Source organism: Ensifer sp. 22460 (genome assembly GCF_052044935.1).
Taxonomy (GTDB): Bacteria; Pseudomonadota; Alphaproteobacteria; order Rhizobiales; family Rhizobiaceae; genus Ensifer.
Genome location: NZ_JBQENZ010000010.1, coordinates 95,884 through 119,043, shown reverse-complemented (window position 1 = coordinate 119,043; position 23,160 = coordinate 95,884). Strand labels below are relative to the sequence as shown.

Sequence of the window (23,160 nt, the reverse complement as noted above, 5' to 3'; positions counted from 1 at the left end):
CACCGACGGCAATGTGTGAATTGCGGCGCGAGAGTCAATAGCACGGCTTTCAAGGAAAATCACCACCTGTCGATACCAAGGCGAATCTGTTTTAGAAAGAAAATCGCCAGTTAAACGGGCTTTTGGAGATTACGGGCATGCACAATACGCCAGCCGAGACGGAAATCAGCTTCATCGAGGTCGGCACGGATGCGGCTCAGCGCAGGATCGCGATGCGCGTGCGCCACCCGGAGAAGCCATCGGGACAGCCGACGCTCGTCTGGCTCGGCGGCTACCGTTCGGACATGACCGGCACCAAGGCGGTCGAGGTCGAGCGCTATGCCATGGAACGGGGCGCGGCCTGCGTGCGCTTCGACTATTCCGGCCACGGCGCCTCCGGCGGCGCCTTCACCGATGGCACGATCTCGCGCTGGCTCGAGGAGAGCCTTGCGGTCATTGATCGGGCGGCGCCGGGCCGCGTCGTGCTGATCGGCTCGTCGATGGGCTGCTGGATTGCGCTGCGGGTCATCCAGGAGCTCAGGCAGCGTGGCGACGGAAACCGTGTCGCCGGCCTGGTGCTGATTGCGCCGGCGCCGGATTTCACCGCCGAACTGATCGAACCCAACCTGACCGAAGCGGAGAGGGCCTCGCTTGCCGAACGCGGCTTTTTCGAGGAACCCTCCGAGTACAGCCCGGAGCCGAACATCTTCACCCGCGCCCTCATCGAAGACGGGCGCGTGAACCGGGTGCTTGAGGGCACGATCACCACCGGCTGTCCGGTGCACATTCTGCAAGGCATGCGCGACCCCGACGTTCCCTATACCCATGCGCTGCGGCTGATGGAGCACCTGCCCTCCGACGATGTCGTCATGACACTCATCCGCGATGGCGACCATCGCCTTTCGCGTGAAGAAGACATCGCTAAAATGAAGCAGGCCATCGGCACGATGCTCGCCTGAGCCCGGGCGGGAGAACGCCCCGCCCCTTCCGCCGCAAATTGCCCCAAAACCGCGCTGCCCCGTGGACCGCCCACGATGCAAGGGTTTTCGCGCGCGCGGCCCCGCTTTTAACCATAAAATCCGATGTCCCGATTCCGGCGATTGACTCTGCCGCGCCGACGCTATTAACTCTTTATTAACGATTAGAGCAGCGACGGGGACGAACCTAAAGAAGCTGCCCTCAACTCAGGATTGCGCGAATACGTCCGGACAGGAAGAGCCCGGCATACCGCGTTGCAGGGGATTTGTATGGCGTCTTGGACTGGAGTTAAGGGAAGTATCGCGGCGTTCTGCGCACTTTTCATTTCAGCAAACACGGCAATTCCTGCACAGGCAGGTTCTTCTCCATGGATGCAGACCGGCTCGGCGACATCGCAGCCGATCGGCCACTACGAATTCTGCCAGAAGTACAAGAGCGAATGCAATGTGCGCTCCAAGGGAACGGTTGCTCCGCGCGTGACCGAACGCGGCTGGGCCACCATCCGGCAGGTGAATGCTGCGGTCAATCGCGAGATCACGCCGGTCACCGACCTGGAACTGCACGGCAGGGACGAAGTCTGGTCCTATCCGGACAACGCCGGCGACTGCGAGGACTTCGTGCTTGAGAAGCGCAAGCGCCTGATGAGCAAGGGCTTCCCGGCGAGCGATCTCCTGATCACCGTCGTTCGCAAGCCCGATGGCGAAGGCCATGCGGTGTTGACCGTCCGCACGGCGCAGGGCGACTTCATTCTCGACAATCTCGAAAACGGGGTAAGGCTCTGGACCAACACGCCTTACCGCTACCTGAAGCGCCAGGCCTCGAACCACAGCGGCCGTTGGGTCACCATCCAGAACGGCGCCGAAGTCGTCGTCGGCTCGGTCGGCAACTGATCCAAAGCAAAGTAAAGAGTTTCAAAAAGGGCCGGTCAGACCGGCCCTTTTTCGTATTTGCCGCTCACCCGTCACGCGTTGCCGATCAGGATGCCGGCCGCGAGCACCAGGCCACCGCCGAGCACCACCTGGAATGCCGCCCGCAGGAACGGTGTTTCCATATAGCGGTTCTGGATGAAGGCGATCGCCCAGAGTTCGAAGAAGACGATCACCGCCGCCGTGGCGGTCGCCGTCCAGAAATGCGGGATCAGATAGGGGAGCGCGTGGCCGAGGCCGCCGAGTGCGGTCATGATGCCGGAGGCAAGGCCGCGCTTGATCGGCGAACCGCGGCCTGAAAGCTTGCCGTCATCGTGGGCCGCCTCGGTGAAGCCCATGGAGATGCCGGCGCCGACAGAGGCCGAGAGACCGACGAGGAAGGTCTGCCAGGTATCCTGGGTCGCGAAGGCGGCGGCAAAGATCGGCGCCAGCGTCGAAACCGAACCATCCATCAGGCCGGCAAGGCCGGGCTGTACGTAAGTGAGGATGAACTGACGGCGCGACGTCTGGTCCTCTTCGGCGCGCACGTCTTGGGGCGTGTGCTCTTCGCCAAGCCGCCGGGCGAGCGATTCATGCGATTTTTCCGCGATCGCGAGATCGCCGAGCAGCTTGCGGGTGGCGGCATCCTGGGTTCTCGCCGCGGCCTCGACATAGAAACGGTGCGCCGCTTCCTCCATCGCTTCGGCTTCCTCGCGCGCCTTTTCGATCGGCATTTCGGCAATCAGCCAGTCGGGCTTGCGCTCGGGGAAGTCGCGCACGTGTTCGCGCCGGACAAGGGGAATGCGGCTGCCGAAGCGCTGGACGTGCAGATCGATCAACCACTGCCTGTGGTGGCTTTCTTCCTCCGCCATCTCCTCGAACACTTTTGCCGAGTGGGGATATTGCTGCCGGAGCGCATCGGCATAGGCGAGATAGATGCGTCCGTCGTCCTCTTCGGACGAGATCGCGAGCGCCAGGATTTCCTGCTCGCTTAAGGAAAGAAAGGGACGTTTGGAACGGGCGAAGAGGCGCGAAAACATTGGGAGAAAACCTTCTTTAGAATAATTCTAAAAATAGAAAACCGAGACGGCACCGTCAAGGCCAAAGCCATGCAATCATGCGACAATCTCTCGACAGAGTGTCGCGGCTCAGCCACGATGAAGGCTCTCGCGAATTCCCTTCATTCCCGGAGCGATCGCCTCGATGAGGACCATCTATTCGCTTTCCGAAAGCAAGGACACGTTACTGGATCGGCTTGGAGCCAGGCTTGCCGCGCGGCTGCAAGCGCAGACATCCGGCTACGAGCCCTATACCCCTTCCGATCAGGAAACCCTGGCGCGCACGCTGCGCCCGGGCGACGTTCTCCTGATCGAGGGCAACCAGAGGGTTTCGGCGGCGATCAAGTATCTGACGCAATCGACCTGGTCACACGCCGCGTTCTTTGCCGGCGACCAGATGCCGCTGACGCTCGACCAGGCAACGCTGCCGGTCATCGAGCGGCCGCAACTCATCGAGGTCAATATCGGCGAGGGTTGTGTTGCGGTGCCGCTGAAGAAATACGCGTCGTTCAACACGCGCATCTGCCGGCCGATCGCGCTGACGCCGGATGATCGCACGGCGCTCGTCGGCTTCATGATCTCGCGGCTCGGGATGAAATATGACCTGAAGAACATCCTCGACATGCTGCGCTATTTCATGCCGACCCCGCCGGTGCCGGTGCGCTGGCGGCGGCGCCTGCTTGCCTTTGGCTCCGGCGATCCGACGCGGGCGATCTGCTCGACGCTGATCGCAGCCGCCTTCGAGCAGATCCGCTATCCGATCCTGCCCGAGGTCACCCGCGCCCCCGGCCGGGCGGCTGCTACCTCGACCTATTCGCGCGAGGAGATCCTGCACATCCGGCACCATTCGCTCTATACGCCCAGGGATTTCGACCTCTCGCCCTTCTTCGCGATCGTCAAGCCGACGCTCGAATTCGGCTTCGACTACAAGCGGCTGCGCTGGAACGGCGACGGCGATCACCCGTTCAAAGGTTGAGGGCGAGCGCCTGTTCGCGGGCCATGAAATCGCGCTGACGATCGGTGATGTAATCGCGCACGATCGGCGCCGCATCGCGCGAGCGCGAGAGCTGCATGTGAAAGACGAGCTGGCTGCCGGTGCGGAACATCATCTCGGCGCTGATCAGATAGAACTCCCACATGCGCGCGAAGCGCTCGTCATAGAGCCCGATCACCTTGTCGCGGTTGGCCTCGAAGCGCGCACCCCAATGGGCGAGCGTCGTGGCGTAGTGCACCCGCAAGAATTCGAGATCCGTGACCCAGAGACTGTTGCGCTCGACCACCTCGAAGACCTCCGAGAGCGCCGGCGAATAGGCGCCCGGGAAGATGTATTTCCGAAGCCAGGAGCTCGCCATGCCGGGGGGGCTCATGTGACCGATCGAATGCAGCACCGTGAGGCCGTCATCCGGCATCAGCGCATTCAGCTTCTTGAAGAACTCGTCATAGTGATGCACGCCGACATGTTCGAACATGCCGACCGAAACGATGCGGTCGAAGGGCCCCTGGACATCGCGGTAATCCTTAAGCTCGAAACGCACCCGGTCCCCTAGACCTGCCTTCCGCGCCCGTTCGGTGGCAAGCGCCTGCTGTTCCTTGGAAAGCGTCACGCCGAGCACCTGCACATCCGCGAGCTCGGCAAGATACATCGCGAGATCGCCCCAGCCGCAGCCGATATCCAGCACCTTCATGCCGGGTTCCAGGCAGAGCTTGGAGGCGAGCAGCCTCAGCTTGTTGCGCTGCGCTTTTTCGAGCGTCTCGTTGGGCTCGCGGAAATAGGCGCAGGAGTAGAGCATGTTCTCGTCGAGGAACAGCTTGTAGAATTCGTTGCCGAGATCGTAGTGATGCGCGACGTTCTGCTGCGCCTTGCCCTTGGGATTGGCCTGCTGCCGCTTGCGGAACCGCATCTTCACCGCCCGCAGAAGTTTCTGGATCGGATAAGACCCGAGCGACAGCCGATTGATCGAGAAAAGCGTCAGGAAGTCCCTGAGCGTCGAGCCCTCCTCGAAGCGCATGGTGCCGTCCATATAGGCTTCGCCGGCGGCGAGTTCGGCGTTGAAGACGAGGCTGCGGTAGAGCTTCTTGTCCGTGAGCCGCATCGTCACCTCCGGTCCGGGCGTGCCGGAAAAGACGTGGCGCTTGCCGTCGGCGTCGATCACCGTCAGGCGGCCCTTGCGAATGAAGGACTTCATCATATGCGACAATGGGAACATGCAGACCCTCTTGAGACAACTGTCGTATCAGCGCCGGCATCCTAGCACCCGTTTTTCGAAATGCTCCCCTTAAATTTCTGGTTGCTCATCAAGCTCTTCCCGGAACGAAAACGGGGACGGCAGCCTTCGCCACCGTCCCCGTTCAACTGTTATTCGGCGTTAGCCTCAGTCCTTGGCGCGCTCGACGTAGGAACCGTCTTCCGTCGCGATGACGACGCGGGTGCCGGCCTGGATGTGCGGCGGAACCAGCGTGCGGACGCCGTTCGAGAGAACCGCCGGCTTGTAGGACGACGATGCCGTCTGGCCCTTGACGACCGGCTCGGTCTCGGTGATTTCGAGCGTCACGTGACGCGGCAGGTCGATGGCGATCGCCAGACCTTCGTGCACCGAAAGAATGCAGGCCATGCCTTCCTGCAGGTAGGCCTTGAGGTCGCCGATGTCGTCGGTGCTCATGACCAGCTGGTCATAGCTTTCCGGGTTCATGAAGTGGAAGCCTTCGGCGTCTTCATAAAGGAAGGTGTGCTCGCGGTCTTCGACGAAGGCGCGCTCGACCTGTTCGGTCGTGCGGTAGCGCTCGGAGACCTTCACGCCGTCGGAAATGCGGCGCATATCGACCTGGGTGACCGGCGTGCCCTTGCCCGGGTGGAAGTTCTGGGCGGTAAGCACGACATAGAGCTTGCCGTCGACGTCGAGAACGTTGCCCTTACGGACAGATGAAGCGATGACCTTGACCATTAGTCTTCCTTGTAACAGAGGTATGCGCGACACCGCGGGCCGGAAACACTGGCCCTGAAGGACGCGGAAAGAAGGATTTCGCGCCGCAACTACCCTAATTTCGTGCAAATAGCCAGCCTGAGCCGCTGTCTGCGCGAAGAAAGCCTGGACTGAACCGATCATGTCGCATGCCTCACCCTGGTGGACACCCGATGTCCATGCCGACCGGCGCCCGTTTCTTCTCGGCCGCAACCGGATCCAATCGGCGTTGCGCCGGTTCTTCGAGACACGCGATTTCATCGAGGTGGACACGGCAACGCTGCAGGTCTCGCCCGGCAACGAGGCGCATCTGCACGCCTTCGCGACAGAGGCTCTCCATCACGACGGATCGAGCCATCCACTCTATCTGCACACCTCGCCGGAGTTCGCCTGCAAGAAGCTGCTTTCCGCCGGCGAACGGCGCATCGCCTGTTTCGCCCATGTCTACCGCAACCGCGAGCGTGGACCGCTGCATCACCCTGAATTCACCATGCTCGAATGGTACCGCGCCGGCGAAAGCTACGAGGCGCTGATGCGCGACTGCGCCGAGATCCTCGCGCTTGCGGCAGAGACCACCGGCACCAAACAGTTCATCTTCCAGGGACAGGCCTGCGATCCCTTCGCGACGCCGGAGCGACTGAGCGTCGCGGAAGCCTTCGCGCGCTTTGCCGGCATCGACCTCCTGGCCTCGATCGCGGCGAACGGTGAAACCGATCGCAACCAACTGGCCGCGGCCATGACTGCAGCCGGACTTCGGGTCGCGTCCGATGACACCTGGGCCGATCTCTTCAGCCGCGTGCTCGTGGAAAAGATCGAGCCGCACCTCGGCTTTGGCCGCGCGACGATCCTCGACGAATATCCGACTGCCGAAGCGGCGCTGGCGCGACCGGCCGCGCGCGACCGGCGCGTCGCCGAGCGCTTCGAGCTCTATGCCTGCGGCGTCGAGCTCGCCAATGCCTTCGGCGAGTTGACGGATGCCGTCGAACAACGCCGGCGCTTCGAGATGGAAATGGCAGAAAAGGCGCGTGTCTACGGCGAGACCTACCCGCTCGACGAGGATTTCCTGGCAGCACTCGCGATCATGCCCGAAGCGAGCGGCATCGCGCTCGGCTTCGACCGGCTGGTGATGCTTGCAACCGGTGCGTCGCGTATCGACCAGGTGCTCTGGGCACCGGTGGCGGAGACGCAGCCGTGAACGTACATCGCCCGATCAAGACTGCGCGAGAGCTCGTTGAGGCAGGTCTCGTCGACCGCAGCAATGAGGCCGCGGTTGCCGCCGTCGCCGAGCGTTATGCGGTTGCGATCAGCCCTGTCATTGCCGGCCTCATCGATCCCACCGATCCCGCCGATCCGATCGTCCGGCAGTTCGTGCCCGATGCCGCCGAGCTGACGCTGCTTCCCGAAGAGCGCGAAGACCCGATCGGCGACAAGCCGCACAGTCCCGTTGCCGGCATCGTCCATCGCTATCCGGATCGGGTGCTCTTGAAGGCCGTGCATGTCTGCCCGGTCTATTGCCGCTTCTGCTTCCGCCGCGAGATGGTCGGGCCGCAGGGGCTCGGCACGCTGACACCCGCCGAACTCGATGCGGCGATCGCCTACATCGCCGAACACGAGGAAATCTGGGAGGTGATCCTCACCGGCGGCGATCCCCTGGTGCTGTCACCGCGGCGGCTCACCGAGCTCATGGAACGGCTGAAACCGATCCCGCATGTGAAGATCGTCCGCTTCCACACCCGCGTGCCGGTTGTCGAGCCGTCGCGCGTCGACGCCGAATTGATCGCTGCACTGAAGGCTAACGGCAAGGCGACCTATGTGGCTCTGCACGCCAACCACCCGCGCGAGCTGACTGAAGAGGCGCGCGCCGCCTCGGCACGACTGATCGATGCCGGCATCGTCATGGTCAGCCAGTCGGTGCTCTTGAGGGGCGTCAACGACGACGCGGATGTGCTGGCTAGCCTGATGCGCGCCTTCGTCGAGACACGGATCAAGCCCTATTATCTTCATCACCCGGATCTGGCCCCTGGCACCAGCCATTTCCGTCTGTCGATCGAGGAAGGCCAGGCGCTGGTCGCAGCCCTGCGCGGCCGGGTCTCCGGCCTTTGCCAGCCGACCTACATCCTCGACATTCCAGGTGGTCACGGCAAGGCGGTCATCAGCGCCGCGACGATCGCGACCGATGGCGGCGGCTGCTACACGGTCACCGATTTTCGCGGCGGCGAGCACAGCTACCCGCCGAAAGCCTGATACGCCGCGAGAAATCGCGTCTCGCCAACACATTGAAATTTCATCTAAATATTGCGGACCTGTATTTTTCTTGGCGATTTTCGAGAAAAATCGTAGAGCCGCGTCACAGGCTTTCGACGTCAATCGTCACATGGTCATAGGCAACACAACAACGATGGAGTTGAGACCATGACCGATACCAAAGCCGTCCGCTACGAGCAGGAAATCCCGGACGTGCTTGGAGCGCTCGCCGATGTGCACAAGACCATGGACGTGCACGGGCTCGATCGGACCATTCATAACCTGGTGCAGCTTCGCGCCTCACAGATCAACCGGTGCGGCTTCTGCGTGAAGATGCACACCAAGGAATCCCGCGCCGAGGGCGAGAGCAACGAACGGCTCGACCATATCATCGTCTGGGACCAGGTGAATGATTTCACACCGCGCGAGAAGGCGGCACTTGCCTGGACCGAAGCGCTGACCGAACTCGAACCGCGCACCGATTTCGCGCCGCTCCGCGCCGAGCTGCGCCAGCACTTCAGCGAGAAGGAGATCAGCGTCATCACCTCGACGGTGGCGATGATCAACCTTTGGAACCGCATCCAGATTTCGAGGCACTGATATGAACGACCGGCAGCATATGCAGATCTTCGAGGAGGCGCGCCCGCGCCTTCTCGGCCTGGCCTACCGCATCCTCGGCTCGCGCGCCGATGCGGAAGACGCGGTGCAGGACACGTTCCTGAAATGGCAGGAGGTCGACCGCGCATCGATCGAAACGCCGGCGGCTTGGCTGACGACTGCCTGCACGCGCCGCTGCCTGGATCTGCTCAAGGCCGCGCACCGCAAACGCGTCGACTATGTTGGCGCGTGGCTGCCCGAGCCGATCCACACGACAAGCGACGACAATGCGGAGGAAAAGCTGGCGCTGACCTCTTCGTTGACGACGGCGTTTCTGCTGATGCTCGAACGGCTGACGCCGAAGGAGCGCGCCGCCTATCTGCTGCATGAGATTTTCGGTCAGCCCTATGACGAGGTGGCGGAAACCCTGGACATGCAGGAGACGGCCGCCCGCAAGCTGGTATCGCGCGCCAAGACGAATATCGGCCTGGAGAAAGCCCGGCACCAGACCCCGCGCGAGCGCCAGGATGAACTGCTATCCGCTTTCCACCAGGCAATCCACGGCGGCAACGTCGCCGGACTTACGACGCTTCTTTCGGCCGACGTGAAGCTGACGGCCGACGGCGGCGGCAAGGTGGCGACCGTGCTTGGCGTGCTCTCCGGCAAGGAGACCGTGCTCGCCTTCATCATCGACCGGCTTACCGAATACTGGGCGCATTACGTCTGGGAAATCGGCGACATCAATGGCGGCCGCGGCATCGTGCTTCGCGACGAGGCGAAAAACGAGATCGCCGCGACAGTCGCCTTCGGCTATGACCGTGACGGAAACGTCAACGACATCTTCATCATGCGCAACCCGGACAAGCTCACGCATTTTGGCGAGGCTGCGCTCCACTGACATAGCGGCACCACTGACGCGAACGCGATCTTCCGATACCGGATGAGCCGGTACGCGTTCGCTTGCGATGCCCCGCGTGAGGTACTGACATGCTTGAAAAAACACCCGCTCCCCGAGAGGAAACCGGCTGGCGCGCCCTGCTATCCGGCGAAAATGCGGTGCATTCGCTGGTGCTCAGCGGCGGCGTCGCGCTGCATGCGCTCAACATCTACGTGGTGACGACGATCATGCCATCGATCGTGCGCGAGATCGGCGGGCTTGAATATTACGCCTGGAGCACGACGGTCTTTGTCGCGGCCTCGATCCTCGGCGCCGCACTATCGGCGCGGCTGCTCGGTGCCGTCGGCGCCGGTGGCGCCTATGCGATCGGCGCGCTCGTCTTCGGCCTGGGGACGCTCTTCTGTGCCACGGCCCCTTCGATGGCGATGCTGCTTGCCGGCCGGGCGATCCAGGGTTTTGGTGGCGGCCTGCTCTATGCGCTCGCCTATGGCGTAATCCGGCAGGTCTTCCGGCCCGAACTCTGGACCCGCGCCATCGGCCTGATTTCGGCGACCTGGGGAACGGCGACCTTGATCGGACCCGCGATCGGCGGCATGTTTGCCGAGTTCTCCACCTGGCGCGTTGCCTTCTGGTCTCTCCTGCCGATGACGGCGCTGCTTGCCGCGCTCGCCTTCTCGACGCTGCCGCGCAAGGCCACCGGCGAAGAGGAGCGCACGCCGCTCCCGCTGCTGCAACTCCTGCTCCTCGTCGGCATCGTGCTTGCGCTTTCGGTCGCGAGCACGCGCACAATGGCCTTGGAGCAGATCGGCTGCGTCGGCGTTGCGATCCTCCTGTTCCTGAGCCTTCTGTTCGTCGAGCGTCGGGTGACGGGAAAGCTTCTGCCCTCCGGCAGCTTCACGCTGACCTCCCCGCTGGCCGCCCTTTATGCTACGATCACCCTGCTTATGGTCGGCCTGCAGCCGGAGATCTATGTGCCGTACCTGCTGCAGGAATTGCATGAGCTATCGCCGCTGGCGGCCGGCTATATCGCCGCGCTAATGTCGATCGGCTGGACGGCGGGATCGATGACAAGTGCCCATTGGCATGGAGAACGGGCGAAACAGACAATCTTTGCCGGTCCGGCCTTCGGTTTTATCGGCCTTGCCCTGATCGCCCTGTTCATGCCGATGGCAGGCGCAGAGTTCCTGGTTATCGCCGCGCCGCTCTGCGTCGGCATCATCGCGGTCGGCTTCGGCATGGGCTTTGCCTGGCCGCATATCGTTACCGCCGTCTATGAATTCGCGCCGGAGGGCGAAGCGGAGAAGGCATCGAGCTCGATTACCACTGTCCAGCTCTTTGCCGCTGCACTCGGCGCAGCGCTTGCCGGACTGACTGCCAACCTCGCCGGGATCGAAGCGTCGTCGGAGGGGGGTGTGGCGCTGGCAACGACCTGGCTCTTCGGTCTGTTCGCGCTGCTGCCCGCACTGGCAGTGCTGACGGCCAGGCGTGTACGGCGCGCGAGACGCACGGTGGCGTGAGCCCTATCGGACAATGCGGCCCGCCGAAACGACAGCGGGCCGCGACGCAAAGACTGCGGCGCCCCAACTCATTCGACGGAGCGCGGTCAGGAGGAAACGATGGAAGCCGAGAGCGTCGGCCTTCATGGCGTGCGCGAAACGCTGCTGATCACGCTCCGGGCGAAGGCTGCGGAGAGCGCACTACCCGATTCCCTTCTGCACGATCGCTTTGCCGTCGAGCTGTTGCGGCGCCTCGACGGCAAAGCGAAAGCGCCTGATGTCGGTCACGACATGACGATCGGCATCGCGATGCGCGCTTATCTGCTCGACCGATGGACTCGAGCTTTCATCGCGAGCCATCCGGATGCGATCGTGCTCAACCTCGGCTGCGGCCTCGACACGCGGATCCTGCGGCTCGATCCGCCTTCCTCGGTCGCCTGGTTCGACGTCGACTTTCCGGACGTCATCGCCTTGCGACAGCGCCTCTTCCCCGATCGCAGCGGCTACACCGCGATCGCCTCCTCCATTACCGAGCGGGACTGGATCGACCGCATCCCCGATGACCGGCCGGCGATCGTCGTCGCCGAAGGGGTGCTGCCCTATCTTCGCGATCAGGAAGTACGTGACCTCCTGCGGCGCCTTGTAACCTGCCTTGCCGGCGGCGAAATCGTTTTCGACGCCTACAGCCATCTCGGCATCGAACTGCTGCGCTTCAACCCGTCCTTGCGCGCAACAGGCGCTGAGCTTCGTTGGGGGATCGAGGACGCACGGTCGCTGGAACGGAGCGTGCCCGGGCTGACACTACTCGAGGACATTTACAACTACGATGCCGCACAGATCGCGCGCATGTCACCGATGGCGCGGATCGCGATCCAGTTCTTCAGCGCGGTCCCCATGCTGCGCCGTATGGGGCGCCTGTTGCGCTACCGGTTCAAGCAGACATGAAAAAGGGCCGCGCCTCGCGGCGCAGCCCCTTGATAGCAAGCAGTCGATGTCTGCCGATCAGGCCTTGATCGGCGCGATCGAGATTTCGACGCGGCGGTTCTGCGCGCGGCCGGATTCCGTCGCGTTGGAAGCGATCGGACGCTCCTTGCCGTAGCCCATGGCCGACATGCGGCGCTGGTCGACGCCCTGGCCTGCCAGGTAGTTGGCGACGGAGGCGGCACGGCGCTCGGAGAGACCCTGGTTGTAGGAGGCGCTGCCGGTCGCATCGGTGTGGCCGTCGACGTCGATCATCGTCTTGTTGAACTTGCGCAGCACGATCGCCACCGAGTTCAGCGTGTCGTAGAAGGCCGGGATCACCTGGTCGCGGTCAGTCGCAAAAGTGATGTTCGACGGCATGTTGAGGATGATGCGGTCGCCGGCGCGGGTGACCGAAACGCCGGTGCCCTGAAGCTGGGCGCGCAGTTCCGCTTCCTGGCTGTCCATGTAGTTGCCGATCAGGCCGCCGCCGAGACCGCCGATCGCGGCACCGACGAGCGCCGAGTCGCGCCGTCCCGCAGCACTGCCGCCAACGAGCAGACCGGTCGCCGCACCGAGGCCCGCGCCGATCAGCGCGCCGCCGGCGGTGTTCGACATCTTCTGTTCACCCGTATAGGGATCGGTGGTCGTGCATCCCGAAAGATAGATGGCCGCAACAGCCAGAATGGCGCATTTCTTGATCATGGAATCAGTTGTCCCCATTGGTGCTCAAAGGTGCTTCATACTAGCGATTGCGGCAGGAAGATGAAGAGGCGTCCCAATCACGCCATGGTTTACCGGCAAATGCCGGTTTGCTCGGACCGGGTGTGCCGGTCGGGCCACACTATAACCGATCCTTCACATGCCCTTGATAGGACGGACATCTAGCGACCAGGATAAATGTGTGCGGCTTTCCGCCGCCGCTCATTGATAAAGACGAGGCAAGATTTGATGGCAATCGAGTTCGGCGACACGCAACGCAGTCTCAGCGACACGCTCAACGGCATGATTGCCTCGATCCGCGGCGAGACGATTACCCTGCGCGAACTGATGACCGAGATCGGCGAACAGGGATTTCTGCTACTTTGCGCGCTTCTGACGCTGCCGTTTCTGCTGCCGGTGTCGATACCGGGCGTCAGCACGGTTTTCGGCGCCGCAATCATCCTGATCTCCGTATCGATCACGCTCAACCGCCTGCCCTGGGTGCCGCAGCGCATTCTCGACCGCAAGATCGAGACCGAAAAGCTGGTGCCGACCTTGCAAAAGGGGGCGAGCATCGTCTCCAAGCTCGATCGCTACGTCCGCCCGCGCCTGGGTTTCCTGACGCAGGGCGCGGTGATGAACCGCTTCAACGGGCTGATGATCATGGCCGGCGGCGTGCTGTTGATGTTCCCGCTCGGGCTCATCCCTCTGTCGAACACACTGCCGGGAATCGCGATCCTCTTGCTCTCGCTCGGCATCATCCAGCGCGACGGGCTGATGGTCGCCGGCGGCTACCTCTTCCTGATCGCAACGACTGTCTATTTCACCGTACTTGCCTACATGGCCTTTGCCGCCGGCCAGGGACTGTCGTCGTTCTTCGTCTCCTGACGAAACTCGTTCCGTGACATTGGGTGAGCCCGGCTGACTGCCGGGCCATTCGTTTTTCAAGCAGCCAGACCGCCGAAGGCCCGGTAGCTGGCGAAGTCGGTGCGGATGCCGAGCGTCTTCATCATTGCCTCGCGATCGAGGCCGAGCTGGCGGTCGAACTCGCCGAGTGCAGCGGCGACCTTGGGCGCGACGTCGGCATTGGCGAACTCGATCATGGTGATGAAATCGAATTGGCCCGGGCCGGCATGCTGTTCCAGGAACAGGTCCTTCACATAGCCATCCTGCTTGCGGATGACGGCCAGCGTCTTGTCCACCAGTTCGACGAACTGCTGCCGCGCCTCGACCGGCACGGTGTACTTGTTGATGCGGTAAAGCGGCGCGACAACGGACGTATTCGATAGGCTGCTCATTGCTCTTTTCCTCTGATCTCTTTTGAACAGGAGCAGTCGTACGACCTCAAGTAAAGTTGAGGTCAATAGAGGGCACTGCTGTTTTTCAACAACGAGTGCTCAGCCGGAGAGGCCCGTCAGCACATTGGCAACGTTGAGCCCTATTTCCGGCACGCCGTAGCCGCCCTCCATGCAGACGACGACCGGCAAGCCTGAGCGTTTCAGGGCCTCGCCCATGCGGATGTAGTCTTCAGACGTCAGCCGGAAGAACGAGATCGGGTCGCGCTCGAAGGTGTCGACGCCGAGCGAAACGACCAGCGCCTCGGCACCGAAGGCGGCGATGCGTGACAGCGCGTCGGCCATGGCATCCGACCAGACGTCGAAGCCGGTACGACGCGGCAAGGGATAGTTCTTCGTCGTGCCAAGCCCCTCGCCGGCACCCTCCTCATCGGCAAAGCCGAGAAAATAGGGGAAGGCATCGACGGGATCGCCGTGGAGCGAGGCGAAATAGACGTCGCCACGCTCGTAGAAGATATCCTGGGTGCCATTGCCGTGGTGGAAATCGACGTCGAGCACGGCAACCTTGCGAGCGCCGCGATCCCTTAGGCGCTGGGCGGCACAGGCGGCATTGTTGATGAAGGAATAGCCGCCATAGAGATCGATCGCCGCATGGTGACCGGGCGGACGGCAGAGCGCGAAGGCGGCGCGGTTGCCCGCATGGATGTGGTCGGCCGCCGAGAGGGCGCAGTCCATCGCGGCACGCGCGGCGGCATAGGTGCCCTCGGTGATCGCCGTTTCCGCCGCAAAGGAGTAAAAGCCGAGCGCGCCATCGATATCCTTCGGCGGATGCTGGCGCATGCGCCGGGCCGGGAAGCAGGTCGCGATAGCCTCGCCGCGATAGCCGTCAGCGACCCAGCGCGACCAGGCGGTCTCAAGGAACTCGAGATAATCGGGCGCGTGCAGCTTGAGGGCGACCTCGAGATCATGGCGCTCAGGGGCTGCGACATCGTCAAAGCCCGCCTCCTTCACCGCCGCGAGAATCCATTCGGCACGGAACGGCGCCTCGAAGGGCGGCACGAGTTCGCCGCCGAAGAGTTCGGTTCTGGCGTCGCGGAGCTTGTGGTCTTCGGTGTAGAAGATGCGCATGAAGAGGGTCCTGATCGGGTGCAACGGGCGGGGCGCGGGCAACCTAACCCAAGATTCAGGCTGTTGGCTATCTCAGTGCGCGCCCCTCATCCGGCCTGCCGGCCACCTTCTCCCCGCAAGCGGGGCGAAGGACACGTGCCGCAAGCTCGCATTCCCCCTCTCCCCGCTTGCAGCGAGAGGGGCGGGGTGAGGGGCAATCACGCCGGTCGGAGATATCGAACCAAAAGACAGTCCATCATCTACGCCGCGATCCGCTTGTAGAAGAACGTGGTGGCGCAGAGCCCGCCTTCCGGCCACATCGCATAATCGGGAATGACGCCAACGCGCTCCCAGCCCAGGCGCGGATAGATCGCCTCCGCCTCGCTGCCGGTCGCGGTGTCGAGCACCAGCAGCGTCTTGCCGCGCGCCGCCGCTTCGCGTTCGACAGCCTCCATCAACCGCCGCGCCAGGCCCTTGCCTCGGGCCGCGCGATGGACGAGCAACTTCTTGAGATCGCCGCGGTGCGGCTGGTTCGGCATCTGTGCAACGCCGACCTGCACGGTGCCGAGGATGCGGCCCGCTTCCTCCGCCACCATCAGCAGCGTGTCGCCGCCGGCAACCGCTTCGGCGACGCCCTGCCAATAGGCAACCGCGCATTCCGGCGGATAGGGCTGCATGAAACCGACCGAGGCGCCACCCTCGACGCAATCGGACAGTACCTCGGCAAGCGCCGGCATGGCGGCGCGGGCCTGGGTTTCATCGAGCAGACGGATCTGGATATCGGACATGATCAAACCTTGGTGCGGCAGAGGACGACGGCATAGTGAGCCGGCTCATCGTGGGGATTGTGAAAGATGTGGCCAGCCCCCAGCCCCATGAACAGGCAGTCGCCTGCTTCCAGCAAATGGGAGCCGGATTCGGTGGTGAGTTCGAGCCGGCCGGAGAACAGCCAAAGATGCTGGGTGATGCCGCGATCGGACGGCTGCCGCTCGAAGACGACGCGCGCACCCGGCGGAAACTCGACCTCGACGATATCGACCGGCGAACCGAGGCCATCCGGCGAGACGGAGCGGCGCAGATAGCCGGATTCCGGATCGCGCCAGAGGCGCTGGTCTGCACGCTTTGCAAGCGGAGATGCCTCCTTGGCCTCGAAGGCGAAGAGCGCAGACAGCGTGGTGCTGAGCGCGCTGCAAAGCTTGGCGAGAAGCTGGGCCGTCGGGCTCGCCTCACCACGCTCGATGCGCGAGATCATCGCCCGGCTGACGCCGGAGCTGGTGGCGAGTTCGTCGAGCGTCAGATTCTGCTCAGTACGCAGGGTGCGAATGCGCTCGCCGATGGCATGTTCGAGGGGGTCGGCGATGTTTTCCATTATTTGAGATTGCATTTCTCATATAGTGGAGTCAAGACTGGGAAAGACTGAAAATACGGGCATGCGATGCCGCTTTGGCGACAGCGCATCGACGGCCTTTCGGCTATCATGGCAGCTTCGTGAGCAGAAACGAGAAAAGCTTACACTTCAATACTTTAGTTAGTCCTCATCCATCACGCCAGCGCGCCCGAAGGCGCGGCCTTCCATCGACAGGTTGGACATGACAACGCAGCCCTCTTCGCTGACCTCGATCGCCAGTATCGTTGCCTCGATGACTTCGGTCGCGATCGGCAACGGCATGATGCTCGCCTATGTGCCGTTTGCGTTGACGCGCTCGGACGCACCGGACTGGGTGCCGGGTGCTGCCGTGACGATGATTGCCTTTGGCGGGCTCATCGGCTGCGTCATCGCGGGGCCGATGATCCGCCGCGTCGGCCATGCGCGCGCCTTCTCCTGCTCGATGGCGCTTGTCATCCTCTCGGCACTGACGATCGCGCTCGGCATGCACCCGCTTCTCTGGGTACTCGCCCGCGGCCTTTATGGCGCATCCGGCAACACCAACTTCATTATCGCCCAGAGCTGGCTCAACCATGCGAGCGAGAACCACTGGCGCGGCAAGGCGATGGCGCTGTTCTACATGGCCTATGTCATCGGGCTCGGCACCGGCGCCTGGCTGTTCGGGCAGATCCCGGCCGATGGCAACCTGCCGCCACTCGTGACCATCTTTTTCACCGCGCTTGCGCTCTTGCCGATCGGGCTCACACGGCTGCCGACGCCGCCGGCTCCGGCCAAGGTCAGCATCGATATCCCGATGGTCTGGCGCAATTCCCCCGTCGCCTTCATCGGCGTGCTCGCCGCCGGCGGCCTCTCCATGGTGGTGCAGGGCTTCACGCCGATCTATGCGGCCGCCAACAATGTCAGCCAGGGCGACGTCGCCAACCTGATGTTCGTGATGCAGTTTGGGCTCATCGCCATCCAGTATCCGATGGGCACGCTGTCTGACCGGATCGACCGGCGCCTGGTGCTGATCGGCACCTGCCTCTTGATCCTCGCCGCCGGTTTCTTCGCGCTCTCGGCCTCCTTCAGCAATCTGATCCTCTTGATGCTGGTCTTCGCGCTTTTTGCCGGCGCGGTCGAGACCGTCTATTCGATCGCCAATGCGCACGCCAACGACCGCACGGACCCCGCCGATTTTGTGCCGCTCGCCAGTACGATGCTGGTCGCCTGGTCGATCGCCGCGACCGTCGTGCCGATGCTGGTGACACTGCTGACACCGGTGTTCGGGCAGCGCACTTTCATCTATGCGGCGATGGCGGTCGCAGCACTTTATGCGCTCTTCGTGCTCATGCGGCTGAGGAAACGCGACGAGGTGCCAGCAGCCGAGCGCGAAAGCTTCGAGATCAGGAGCGCACAGGTGCCGAATGCCGGCGCGCTCGTCGATGCGGAAGCGAGCGCCGAATAGCCGGATTTATAGTGAACGAAGCCTTCATTTCCCGCTTTGCGGCGGTTGAAGGCACTGCTATATGCGGCCCATGAGCACAACATCTTCGAAGACGCCCCTTTCGCATATCCGCAACTTCTCGATCGTGGCCCACATCGACCACGGCAAGTCGACGCTTGCCGACCGGCTGATCCAGTCCACCGGCGGTCTCGCCGAGCGGGAAATGTCCGAGCAGGTGCTCGACAGCATGGATATCGAGCGCGAGCGCGGCATCACCATCAAGGCCCAGACGGTGCGTCTGCACTACAAGGCCAATGATGGCGAAACCTATGTGCTCAACCTCATCGACACGCCCGGCCACGTCGACTTCGCCTATGAAGTCTCGCGCTCGCTGTCTGCCTGCGAAGGCTCGCTGCTCGTCGTTGACGCTTCGCAGGGCGTCGAAGCCCAGACGCTCGCCAACGTCTACCAGGCGATCGACAACAACCACGAGCTCGTCACCGTGCTCAACAAAATCGACCTGCCGGCGGCCGAACCGGACCGCATCAAGGAACAGATCGAGGAAGTGATCGGCATCGACGCTTCCGACGCGGTTCTGATCTCGGCGAAGACCGGCCTCGGCATTCCCGACGTGCTCGAAGCGATCGTCACCAAGCTGCCGGCGCCGAAGAGCGACGGCGGCGATGCGGCCCCCTTGAAGGCGCTGCTCGTCGACAGCTGGTACGACACCTATCTCGGCGTCATGGTTCTCGTGCGCATCATCGACGGCACGCTCAAGAAGGGCATGACCATCCGCATGATGGGCACCGACGCCAAGTACACGATCGAACGCGTCGGCGTGCTGACGCCGAAGATGGTCGCGATGGATGCGCTTGGCCCGGGCGAGATCGGCTTCATCACCGCTTCGATCAAGGAAGTAGCCGACACCCGCGTCGGCGACACCATCACCGAGGACAAGCGCCCGACCGCCAAGGCGCTGCCGGGCTTCAAGCCGGCGCAGCCGGTGGTGTTCTGCGGCCTCTTCCCCGTCGATGCCGCCGACTTCGAAGACCTGCGCTCGGCGATGGGCAAGCTGCGCCTCAACGACGCGTCGTTCTCGTTCGAAATGGAATCCTCAGCAGCGCTCGGCTTCGGCTTCCGCTGCGGCTTCCTCGGCCTCTTGCACCTGGAAATCATCCAGGAGCGTCTGGAGCGCGAGTTCGACCTCGACCTGATCGCCACAGCCCCCTCGGTCGTCTACAAGCTGTTCATGACCGACGGCTCGGAGCGCGAACTGCACAACCCTGCCGACATGCCCGATGTTGTCAAGATCGCCGAAATCCACGAGCCGTGGATCCGCGCGACGATCCTGACGCCCGACGACTATCTCGGCGGCATCCTCAAGCTCTGCCAGGACCGGCGCGGCATCCAGATCGAGCTGACCTATGTCGGCACCCGTGCGATGTTGACCTACGACCTACCGCTCAACGAAGTCGTGTTCGACTTCTACGACCGCCTGAAGTCGATCTCCAAGGGTTATGCCTCGTTCGACTACCAGATCACCGATCACAAGGAAGGCAACCTTGTGAAGATGTCGATCCTCGTCAACGGCGAGCCGGTCGACGCGCTGTCGATGATGGTGCACCGGATGGCAGCGGAAAAGCGCGGTCGCGAAATGTGCGAGAAGCTCAAGGAGCTGATCCCGAAGCACATGTTCAAGATCCCGATCCAGGCGGCAATCGGCGGCAACGTCATCGCTCGCGAAACCATCTCGGCGCTGCGCAAGGACGTGACGGCCAAGTGCTACGGCGGCGACGCCACCCGCAAGCGCAAGCTGCTGGAAAAGCAGAAGGCCGGCAAGAAGCGCATGCGCCAGTTCGGCAAGGTGGAGATCCCGCAGGAAGCGTTCATCGCCGCACTCAAGATGGGCGACGAGTAAGCGGCAGAACCGCATGCTTCTACGTTTGAAAAGGGCGGCCTCGGGTCGCCCTTTTTGGTTTGCCACTAAGACGCGCGTCAGTCCGCGTCGAGCAAATACCGCTTCGAAATCCGATCCACCAGCCGCCCGTCACTCAGCGGCACCGCCTTATCAATCTTGTAGTCTGTGAAGCCCATCCTGCCGTAATAGGTGAGGCCGCCCACGTTGTCGGCGCGGATGGTGGCGTTGAGCGCCTTGAAGCCGATGGAACGGGCGTGGTCGCGGGTGGCCTCGAAAAGCGCCGTGCCGGCGCCTTTGACCTTGTTGCCGGGGCGGGAGAAGGTGCCGATATCGGCCCAATCCTTGGGTATTCCGTCCGAGCGCTCCAGCCCCTGGAAAGCGCAAGGCTCGCCATTCTCATCCTCCGCAACGAAGCAACTGACGAAGCCAGGACCGGCGAGATAGTGTTCTGCAAAGCTTTCGGGCGTGAACGGCGTCTGATGGGCCGTAGTGCCGCCGATCCGGATGATCTCGTTGAGGAAGGCGCAGAGTGCTGGTGCATCGTCGGGCCGCGCCGGGCGCACGTGGATCGTTTTCGTCGCATCGACCATAAGAAAAACACTCCTTGAAAAGGTCTAAAGAATTCAGTTCGCTGCACGCGGCAGCAGGCGTGCCGGGTTTCCGGCGACCACGGCGCCGGCGGGCACATCCTTCGTCACCACCGCGCCGGCGCCGACAATCGCACCATCGCCGATGGTCACACCGCCCAGGATGATGGCGCCGCCGCCGATCCAGACATCCGCGCCGATCGTCACCGGGCGGGCGACTTCGAGGCCCTGGCCACGCAGATCCGCGTCCTTGTGGTGCTCGGCACAATAGATCTGCACGCTCGGTCCCAGCATCGTGCCCTCGCCGATCTTCACCCGACCGCTGTCGAGGATCGTGCAGCCGGCGTTGAGATAGACGCGGGCGCCGAGACTTGTGTTGATGCCGTAGGAGCAATGGAACGGTGCTTCGATGAAGACGTCATCGGCAACCGCACCGAACAGTGCACGCAAAGCCGGCGCCATGCTTCCGCGCGCGGCCGGTGACATGGTGTTGTGCTGGTGGACCGCTTCGCGTGCCGTCAGCCGAAGCGCATCGAGCTCGGCATCGAGGCACGAGTACCATTCACCTGCGGCCATCTTGTCGCGTTCGCTGGCGGTCATGCTCTTGCCTTTGCTTCCGCCGCTTCGCGCCGGGCCAGGCTTTCGGCCGGCCACATCGTCTTCATGTCGTAATAGATCTCGAAGGCTGGAGCGCCGCCTTCGAGCGACAGCCACTCCACCTTGGAGCGAGTGAAAATGTGCGCATCCGGCGGGAAGTCCGAGGGACGGTCGAGGCTCGCAATGCGGAGGAAGGAGAGCCAGCTGCGCCGGCCATAGTCGCTCCAGAGCGCCGTCTGGCATTCGGCGCAGCGATAGACGTCGTGCGGGCGGCCGCTGTCGGTGGGGAGCGTGACGACGATGGGCTCGCCCTCGGTGAGCTCGATGTTTTCGCGCTCGATGACACCGTTGACGACGAAAGCGCTGCCGACCTGGCGCTGGCAATCGCTGCAATGGCAGCAATTGACGAACATCGGCGCGGCCTTCAGCCGGTATCGGATCCTGCCGCAGAAGCAACCGCCGTTTAGTGTCTCGCTCATCTGTCCATCTCCTCCAATACCGGATCCGCGATCGCGGCGGCGCCCACACGCCGACCGATCGTCGCCACCCAGGCGCGCGCCAGCGTCAGGCCGGCAGCATCGGCTTCCCGGCCATGGCGGGCGGCGTGCTCACGATAGCGGGCAAGCCAGGTGGGATCGAGCCGGTTGATCGTATCCGGGAACGCACGGTTCCAGTCCTCGACGAGATGGGTGTCCGCCTCGAAATGAAATTGGGTGCCATAGGCGGCGCGGCCGATGCGGAAGGCCTGATGGGTGGTGACGGCGTTTTCGGCGAGATGCACGGCGCCCTCGGGCAGGGTGAAGGTATCGCCGTGCCATTGGAAGATCGGGAAGCTCTCACCGACGCTGGACAGCACCGGGTCCTCAGCGCCTTCGCCGCGCACCTGGATCTGGCACCAGCCGAACTCTTTGGCGGCGCCCAGCAGATTTTCCCCGCCATAGGCGCGCGCAAGAAGCTGGCTTCCGAGGCAGATGCCAAGCACGGAGCGTCCGCTGTCCCCGAAGGCGCGCATCAGTGCGGCGAGTTCAGGCAAATAGGGATAGGTGGCATCGTCAAGCGCGCTCTGCTCGCCGCCAAGCACGACGAGCGCATCATAACCTTCGGGCGTTGCAGGAACGGTTTCGCCCAGATAGGCGCGGTGGATCTCGGTCTGCGCCTTGACCTCGCGAAGCGCCGTGCCCACCTGGCCGAGCTCGGTCTTCGCCATGTTTTCAACCACCAATACCCGCATCGTCACCTTCCCTTCGCCGTCGCGAACCGAGATTGAACACGAGCGTGGCCGCTGTTCAAGAGGCGCGATGATCCGCCCTGCGCTTTGCGCTTCCGCCACGGGTCTTGACTTCCCGGTCAAACTTTCCGACCTTCGGGGCATCATGATGTCGACGATTTCTTCCTATCACTGCTTCCGGGTGTGCCCGATCGCAGGAACCTGACCCCAGCCCGGATGCTTGCGCTCTCCGGGTAAGGGGAGCCTTTCGCGTCGGCAGAAGAAATTTTAGACGCGGCTGAACGAGCGCCGAATTCCCAGAAAATTGATTCCGAGTGCGCCCGTGGGCGCCACGGCCGAACACGGCAGGTCACATCATGGCGGCATCCCGCAAGAAACTTCCCCCCATCATCATCAATGCCGACGATCACAAGCGGCTGACGGCGCTGGCGTCCTCCGCGCTCGACCGCGTGCCCGACGTGGCCGAAGCGCTGCTCTGCGAGCTCGACCGCGCCCGCATCGGCGCACCGGAGGCGCTGCCTGCCGACAGCGTGCAGATGGGCTCCAGCGTTGCCTTCGAGGCGGATAACGGCTTTGCCAAGCGGGTGACGCTCGTCTATCCCGGCGAGGCCGACATCGAGGCCGGACGCATCTCGGTGCTGACACCTGTTGGAGCGGCCTTGATCGGCCTTTCCGTCGGTCAGTCGATCGACTGGCAGGATCGGTCGGGCAAGGTCCACCGCATGACCATTCGCAGCGTGACGCCCCAAGCAATTCCAGGAAAAGTGTGAAACGGTTTCCATCCGGAATTGCGTATTCCCTGAAGGCAGACCGGCGGCATGGGCACTACGTGTCGCCAAAC

General features: G+C 63.2%; 26 protein-coding genes. 14 read left to right on the top strand and 12 right to left on the bottom strand.

Features of this window, described 5'->3' with window-relative positions:
• Positions 1-137 precede the first annotated feature (137 nt).
• Together ACTJKM_RS14905 and ACTJKM_RS14900 are read left to right on the top strand one after the other, a co-directional pair.
• A complete protein-coding gene (locus tag ACTJKM_RS14905; RefSeq protein ID WP_057247868.1) occupies positions 138-938 on the top strand; it encodes an alpha/beta hydrolase in 801 nt (266 codons plus the stop codon).
• Between the two features lie 288 nt (positions 939-1,226).
• Positions 1,227-1,847 (top strand): transglutaminase-like cysteine peptidase, encoded by a 621-nt coding sequence (locus ACTJKM_RS14900; RefSeq protein ID WP_058326218.1) that lies wholly within the window; start codon positions 1,227-1,229, stop codon positions 1,845-1,847.
• Positions 1,848-1,918: 71 nt separating this feature from the next.
• Here ACTJKM_RS14900 and mbfA read toward each other — a convergent pair whose 3' ends face one another.
• Entirely contained in the window at positions 1,919-2,902 is a 984-nt protein-coding gene (gene mbfA / locus ACTJKM_RS14895) for an iron exporter MbfA (RefSeq protein WP_058326217.1), read from the bottom strand.
• A gap of 163 nt (positions 2,903-3,065) precedes the next feature.
• On the opposite strand from mbfA, the gene ACTJKM_RS14890 reads away from it, so the two are divergent.
• Entirely contained in the window at positions 3,066-3,896 is an 831-nt protein-coding gene (locus ACTJKM_RS14890) for a lipo-like protein (protein ID WP_058326216.1), read from the top strand.
• Here the strand turns inward: ACTJKM_RS14890 and ACTJKM_RS14885 are convergent.
• Positions 3,886-5,127: an SAM-dependent methyltransferase gene (locus tag ACTJKM_RS14885; RefSeq protein ID WP_113512229.1), complete on the bottom strand. Its 1,242-nt coding sequence runs from the start codon at positions 5,125-5,127 to the stop codon at positions 3,886-3,888. The two genes, ACTJKM_RS14890 and ACTJKM_RS14885, sit on opposite strands and share 11 nt — an antisense overlap.
• A gap of 165 nt (positions 5,128-5,292) precedes the next feature.
• Positions 5,293-5,862, bottom strand: a complete 570-nt coding sequence (gene efp, locus ACTJKM_RS14880; RefSeq protein WP_057247863.1) for an elongation factor P — start codon at positions 5,860-5,862, stop codon at positions 5,293-5,295.
• 160 nt (positions 5,863-6,022) lie between these two features.
• Between efp and epmA the strand changes: the two genes are divergently transcribed.
• The 6 genes from epmA (at position 6,023) to ACTJKM_RS14850 (ending at position 12,060) form a co-directional block, all read left to right on the top strand.
• On the top strand, positions 6,023-7,075 hold the full coding sequence (gene epmA, locus ACTJKM_RS14875) for an EF-P lysine aminoacylase EpmA (protein WP_058326214.1): 1,053 nt from the start codon (positions 6,023-6,025) through the stop codon (positions 7,073-7,075).
• Positions 7,072-8,124, top strand: a complete 1,053-nt coding sequence (locus ACTJKM_RS14870) for a lysine-2,3-aminomutase-like protein (RefSeq protein ID WP_058326213.1) — start codon at positions 7,072-7,074, stop codon at positions 8,122-8,124. The genes epmA and ACTJKM_RS14870 overlap by 4 nt, the downstream gene beginning before the upstream one ends.
• A 168-nt stretch (positions 8,125-8,292) precedes the next feature.
• A complete protein-coding gene (locus ACTJKM_RS14865; protein WP_440637174.1) occupies positions 8,293-8,724 on the top strand; it encodes a carboxymuconolactone decarboxylase family protein in 432 nt (143 codons plus the stop codon).
• Position 8,725: 1 nt separating this feature from the next.
• Positions 8,726-9,619 carry an RNA polymerase sigma factor SigJ gene (gene sigJ / locus ACTJKM_RS14860; protein WP_058326211.1) on the top strand — a complete coding sequence of 298 codons (894 nt, stop codon included), beginning with the start codon at positions 8,726-8,728 and terminating at the stop codon, positions 9,617-9,619.
• Positions 9,620-9,708: 89 nt separating this feature from the next.
• Positions 9,709-11,136, top strand: a complete 1,428-nt coding sequence (locus ACTJKM_RS14855; protein ID WP_113512231.1) for an MFS transporter — start codon at positions 9,709-9,711, stop codon at positions 11,134-11,136.
• 99 nt (positions 11,137-11,235) lie between these two features.
• Complete coding sequence (locus ACTJKM_RS14850) at positions 11,236-12,060, top strand: class I SAM-dependent methyltransferase (RefSeq protein WP_058326209.1); 825 nt, start codon at positions 11,236-11,238, stop codon at positions 12,058-12,060.
• Between the two features lie 57 nt (positions 12,061-12,117).
• On the opposite strand, the gene ACTJKM_RS14845 is transcribed toward ACTJKM_RS14850, so the two are convergent.
• Complete coding sequence (locus ACTJKM_RS14845; RefSeq protein WP_057247858.1) at positions 12,118-12,780, bottom strand: OmpA family protein; 663 nt, start codon at positions 12,778-12,780, stop codon at positions 12,118-12,120.
• Between the two features lie 246 nt (positions 12,781-13,026).
• Between ACTJKM_RS14845 and ACTJKM_RS14840 the strand changes: the two genes are divergently transcribed.
• The gene (locus ACTJKM_RS14840; protein WP_057247857.1) at positions 13,027-13,665 is read left to right on the top strand and encodes an exopolysaccharide biosynthesis protein; all 639 of its coding nucleotides are present in this window, start codon (positions 13,027-13,029) and stop codon (positions 13,663-13,665) included.
• 56 nt (positions 13,666-13,721) lie between these two features.
• On the opposite strand, the gene ACTJKM_RS14835 is transcribed toward ACTJKM_RS14840, so the two are convergent.
• The 4 genes from ACTJKM_RS14835 to ACTJKM_RS14820 all read right to left on the bottom strand — a co-directional run bounded on the left by ACTJKM_RS14835 (position 13,722) and on the right by ACTJKM_RS14820 (position 16,548).
• Positions 13,722-14,075: a hypothetical protein gene (locus tag ACTJKM_RS14835; RefSeq protein ID WP_057247856.1), complete on the bottom strand. Its 354-nt coding sequence runs from the start codon at positions 14,073-14,075 to the stop codon at positions 13,722-13,724.
• A 99-nt stretch (positions 14,076-14,174) separates the two neighbouring features.
• The gene (locus tag ACTJKM_RS14830) at positions 14,175-15,200 is read right to left on the bottom strand and encodes a histone deacetylase family protein (RefSeq protein WP_058326208.1); all 1,026 of its coding nucleotides are present in this window, start codon (positions 15,198-15,200) and stop codon (positions 14,175-14,177) included.
• A 239-nt stretch (positions 15,201-15,439) separates the two neighbouring features.
• Positions 15,440-15,967, bottom strand: coding sequence for a GNAT family N-acetyltransferase (locus ACTJKM_RS14825; protein WP_058326207.1), 528 nt, complete (start codon positions 15,965-15,967; stop codon positions 15,440-15,442).
• Positions 15,968-15,969: 2 nt separating this feature from the next.
• Positions 15,970-16,548: a helix-turn-helix domain-containing protein gene (locus ACTJKM_RS14820; RefSeq protein ID WP_082663433.1), complete on the bottom strand. Its 579-nt coding sequence runs from the start codon at positions 16,546-16,548 to the stop codon at positions 15,970-15,972.
• A gap of 220 nt (positions 16,549-16,768) precedes the next feature.
• On the opposite strand from ACTJKM_RS14820, the gene ACTJKM_RS14815 reads away from it, so the two are divergent.
• Positions 16,769-18,010, top strand: a complete 1,242-nt coding sequence (locus tag ACTJKM_RS14815) for an MFS transporter (RefSeq protein WP_058326205.1) — start codon at positions 16,769-16,771, stop codon at positions 18,008-18,010.
• A gap of 70 nt (positions 18,011-18,080) precedes the next feature.
• Positions 18,081-19,907, top strand: coding sequence for a translation elongation factor 4 (lepA, locus tag ACTJKM_RS14810; RefSeq protein ID WP_425985965.1), 1,827 nt, complete (start codon positions 18,081-18,083; stop codon positions 19,905-19,907).
• Positions 19,908-19,984: 77 nt separating this feature from the next.
• Here the strand turns inward: lepA and ACTJKM_RS14805 are convergent, their stop codons facing one another.
• The 4 genes from ACTJKM_RS14805 to ACTJKM_RS14790 are packed head-to-tail and all read right to left on the bottom strand — an operon-like array spanning position 19,985 to position 22,322.
• A complete protein-coding gene (locus ACTJKM_RS14805) occupies positions 19,985-20,497 on the bottom strand; it encodes a GNAT family N-acetyltransferase (RefSeq protein ID WP_058326204.1) in 513 nt (170 codons plus the stop codon).
• Between the two features lie 33 nt (positions 20,498-20,530).
• The gene (locus ACTJKM_RS14800; RefSeq protein ID WP_058326203.1) at positions 20,531-21,094 is read right to left on the bottom strand and encodes a sugar O-acetyltransferase; all 564 of its coding nucleotides are present in this window, start codon (positions 21,092-21,094) and stop codon (positions 20,531-20,533) included.
• Positions 21,091-21,570 (bottom strand): GFA family protein, encoded by a 480-nt coding sequence (locus ACTJKM_RS14795; RefSeq protein ID WP_057247848.1) that lies wholly within the window; start codon positions 21,568-21,570, stop codon positions 21,091-21,093. The genes ACTJKM_RS14800 and ACTJKM_RS14795 overlap by 4 nt, the downstream gene beginning before the upstream one ends.
• A complete protein-coding gene (locus tag ACTJKM_RS14790) occupies positions 21,567-22,322 on the bottom strand; it encodes a type 1 glutamine amidotransferase (RefSeq protein ID WP_058326202.1) in 756 nt (251 codons plus the stop codon). The genes ACTJKM_RS14795 and ACTJKM_RS14790 overlap by 4 nt, the downstream gene beginning before the upstream one ends.
• Here ACTJKM_RS14790 and ACTJKM_RS14785 point away from each other — a divergent pair.
• Both ACTJKM_RS14785 and rnk read left to right on the top strand, forming a co-directional pair.
• Entirely contained in the window at positions 22,297-22,524 is a 228-nt protein-coding gene (locus ACTJKM_RS14785) for a hypothetical protein (protein ID WP_162764648.1), read from the top strand. The genes ACTJKM_RS14790 and ACTJKM_RS14785 overlap by 26 nt on opposite strands.
• 151 nt (positions 22,525-22,675) lie before the next feature.
• Complete coding sequence (gene rnk, locus ACTJKM_RS14780) at positions 22,676-23,089, top strand: nucleoside diphosphate kinase regulator (protein WP_058326201.1); 414 nt, start codon at positions 22,676-22,678, stop codon at positions 23,087-23,089.
• Positions 23,090-23,160 lie beyond the last annotated feature (71 nt).

Bases quoted from the DNA above. Each gene is read 5' to 3' on its own strand.
- ACTJKM_RS14805 (WP_058326204.1), bottom strand. From the start codon at position 20,497: ATGGTCGATGCGACGAAAACGATCCACGTGCGCCCGGCGCGGCCCGAC.
- ACTJKM_RS14885 (WP_113512229.1), bottom strand. From the start codon at position 5,127: ATGTTCCCATTGTCGCATATGATGAAGTCCTTCATTCGCAAGGGCCGC.
- ACTJKM_RS14845 (WP_057247858.1), bottom strand. From the start codon at position 12,780: ATGATCAAGAAATGCGCCATTCTGGCTGTTGCGGCCATCTATCTTTCG.
- ACTJKM_RS14900 (WP_058326218.1), top strand. From the start codon at position 1,227: ATGGCGTCTTGGACTGGAGTTAAGGGAAGTATCGCGGCGTTCTGCGCA.
- ACTJKM_RS14855 (WP_113512231.1), top strand. From the start codon at position 9,709: ATGCTTGAAAAAACACCCGCTCCCCGAGAGGAAACCGGCTGGCGCGCC.
- ACTJKM_RS14785 (WP_162764648.1), top strand. From the start codon at position 22,297: ATGTTTTCAACCACCAATACCCGCATCGTCACCTTCCCTTCGCCGTCG.
- ACTJKM_RS14830 (WP_058326208.1), bottom strand. From the start codon at position 15,200: ATGCGCATCTTCTACACCGAAGACCACAAGCTCCGCGACGCCAGAACC.
- ACTJKM_RS14905 (WP_057247868.1), top strand. From the start codon at position 138: ATGCACAATACGCCAGCCGAGACGGAAATCAGCTTCATCGAGGTCGGC.
- rnk (WP_058326201.1), top strand. From the start codon at position 22,676: ATGGCGGCATCCCGCAAGAAACTTCCCCCCATCATCATCAATGCCGAC.
- ACTJKM_RS14790 (WP_058326202.1), bottom strand. From the start codon at position 22,322: ATGCGGGTATTGGTGGTTGAAAACATGGCGAAGACCGAGCTCGGCCAG.
- ACTJKM_RS14835 (WP_057247856.1), bottom strand. From the start codon at position 14,075: ATGAGCAGCCTATCGAATACGTCCGTTGTCGCGCCGCTTTACCGCATC.
- sigJ (WP_058326211.1), top strand. From the start codon at position 8,726: ATGAACGACCGGCAGCATATGCAGATCTTCGAGGAGGCGCGCCCGCGC.
- ACTJKM_RS14820 (WP_082663433.1), bottom strand. From the start codon at position 16,548: ATGGAAAACATCGCCGACCCCCTCGAACATGCCATCGGCGAGCGCATT.
- efp (WP_057247863.1), bottom strand. From the start codon at position 5,862: ATGGTCAAGGTCATCGCTTCATCTGTCCGTAAGGGCAACGTTCTCGAC.
- ACTJKM_RS14795 (WP_057247848.1), bottom strand. From the start codon at position 21,570: ATGAGCGAGACACTAAACGGCGGTTGCTTCTGCGGCAGGATCCGATAC.
- ACTJKM_RS14890 (WP_058326216.1), top strand. From the start codon at position 3,066: ATGAGGACCATCTATTCGCTTTCCGAAAGCAAGGACACGTTACTGGAT.
- ACTJKM_RS14840 (WP_057247857.1), top strand. From the start codon at position 13,027: ATGGCAATCGAGTTCGGCGACACGCAACGCAGTCTCAGCGACACGCTC.
- ACTJKM_RS14850 (WP_058326209.1), top strand. From the start codon at position 11,236: ATGGAAGCCGAGAGCGTCGGCCTTCATGGCGTGCGCGAAACGCTGCTG.
- mbfA (WP_058326217.1), bottom strand. From the start codon at position 2,902: ATGTTTTCGCGCCTCTTCGCCCGTTCCAAACGTCCCTTTCTTTCCTTA.
- ACTJKM_RS14865 (WP_440637174.1), top strand. From the start codon at position 8,293: ATGACCGATACCAAAGCCGTCCGCTACGAGCAGGAAATCCCGGACGTG.
- ACTJKM_RS14800 (WP_058326203.1), bottom strand. From the start codon at position 21,094: ATGACCGCCAGCGAACGCGACAAGATGGCCGCAGGTGAATGGTACTCG.
- lepA (WP_425985965.1), top strand. From the start codon at position 18,081: ATGAGCACAACATCTTCGAAGACGCCCCTTTCGCATATCCGCAACTTC.
- ACTJKM_RS14825 (WP_058326207.1), bottom strand. From the start codon at position 15,967: ATGTCCGATATCCAGATCCGTCTGCTCGATGAAACCCAGGCCCGCGCC.
- ACTJKM_RS14815 (WP_058326205.1), top strand. From the start codon at position 16,769: ATGACAACGCAGCCCTCTTCGCTGACCTCGATCGCCAGTATCGTTGCC.
- epmA (WP_058326214.1), top strand. From the start codon at position 6,023: ATGTCGCATGCCTCACCCTGGTGGACACCCGATGTCCATGCCGACCGG.